The 1,510-nt window shown below is 35.4% G+C and carries 1 protein-coding gene and 1 pseudogene; one reads left to right on the forward strand and one right to left on the reverse strand.

Annotated features, from left to right (window positions below; translation table 11 throughout):
- Positions 1-79: 79 nt before the first annotated feature.
- The gene (locus FHL06_RS12885) at positions 80-328 is read right to left on the reverse strand and encodes a GlsB/YeaQ/YmgE family stress response membrane protein (protein WP_023061724.1); all 249 of its coding nucleotides are present in this window, start codon (positions 326-328) and stop codon (positions 80-82) included.
- Between the two features lie 537 nt (positions 329-865).
- On the opposite strand from FHL06_RS12885, the pseudogene FHL06_RS12895 reads away from it, so the two are divergent.
- Positions 866-1,303 (forward strand): annotated as a pseudogene (locus FHL06_RS12895) (recombinase family protein); the annotation flags it as partial.
- Positions 1,304-1,510 lie beyond the last annotated feature (207 nt).

Raw genomic sequence — 1,510 nt, forward strand, 5'->3', positions numbered from 1 at the left:
CACCATTTTAAAGGAAGCTGATTTTTTTTGTCCGAACAGCGTTCGGATTAATTTTACAATCTACCATATAGGAAAAAATTTATCTTGTGCTACGACTTAAAAAGAAAGAAACTACTGCTACAACAACTATTGCGCCTATAATTGACGGAATAATGGCCATACCAGCTATATTTGGCCCCCAACTGCCTAAAATAGCTTCACCAATGGATGAGCCAACTAAGCCAGCGATAATATTGCTAATCCAGCCCATAGCTGTGCCCCGATTAGTGATGGCACCAGCAATTGCGCCGATAACAGCACCAACAATTAAAACCCATAACCAATGCATAAAATTCACTTCCCCTTTTTTGAACAAACGTTCTATAATGATTACAAGGATAAATATACCCTTATCAAGGATAAATATACCCTTATCAAGGGTGTGATGCAAGGAAACCATACGATCAAAGCTGTTGAACAAATTCACAATATTTCCTGTGCATGCTATTTATTTCATAAATGTTTCAATAATAAAATAGGTATGTAAAACAATTATTTGTGTTTCATATCTCCGATCAAGTGGAGTGTCCATTAACCAATTTTTGAGATTGCTAGTGTTGGGTTGACTGGGTGTCTTATATTATTAGCTACACCAATATGTATTTTCGGATAGATCAGTTAACTTAGCATTAATCATTTTTTCTTAAATAAAATAAAAAAGTGGGTAAATGAAAAATGATCATGATGTATACACAGTCAGGGTGTCATTCTTGTATGACATCTTGCTTCTTCTTTTGTCCTCCTGCTTGTGCCACAGGTAATCCTTATGAATCCAGCGTAAGGTTCATTGACTCTCGCAAACTATACTTCTCCTCTGAAATGTAATACCAGGAAACCGCAATTTGAAAAACTGGTCCATCTGATTGGACCCAATGACACATTGATTGTCACAATGTTAGATCGTTTTGCTCGTAATACTAGAGAAGCATTGAACTTAATTGATGACTTATTGAAAGAAAAAATAATGATTAAGGTTTTAAATTTAGGAACGATAGATAACACCCCAATTGGGCGTATGATTGTCAGAACTTTGCTATCGGTTGCGGAGATGGAGCGCGATATGATTATCGAGCGTACGCAAGCCGGTAAAATATTTGCAAGGCAACACAATCCCAACTATAAGGAGGGTAGACCCAAAAGAAAAAAAGATAGCCGGAATATGGCTATCTTTGAATATTCTAACTCTCATACTGTGAAGGAAGCCGCTGAAGCCTTTAATATTTCTCCGCGCACAGAAAAAAAAATAAAAAAGCTATTTAGATAAATAACAAATACCACTGTCTATTTATATTACAATTCCTGACAAAAGCTATTAAATTATTGAAAGGAATCAGCCCTTTAAAAAGTCAACAAAGCAATTCCGCTTTAAATCATATTAGGGTATCACAAATACTTTACAAATATTTTTTGCGTCGCAACCAAAACCAGCAAATTAGGCTTAGTATAACAGAGATAATCAGCACAGCAAAAA

It is taken from the genome of Companilactobacillus halodurans, from assembly GCF_009600985.1.
In the GTDB taxonomy this organism is placed as follows: domain Bacteria; phylum Bacillota; class Bacilli; order Lactobacillales; family Lactobacillaceae; genus Companilactobacillus; species Companilactobacillus halodurans.

What these genes read in the sequence shown, in the direction of transcription:
- FHL06_RS12885 (WP_023061724.1), bottom strand. Translation starts at nt 328, where the DNA reads ATGCATTGGTTATGGGTTTTAATTGTTGGTGCTGTTATCGGCGCAATT.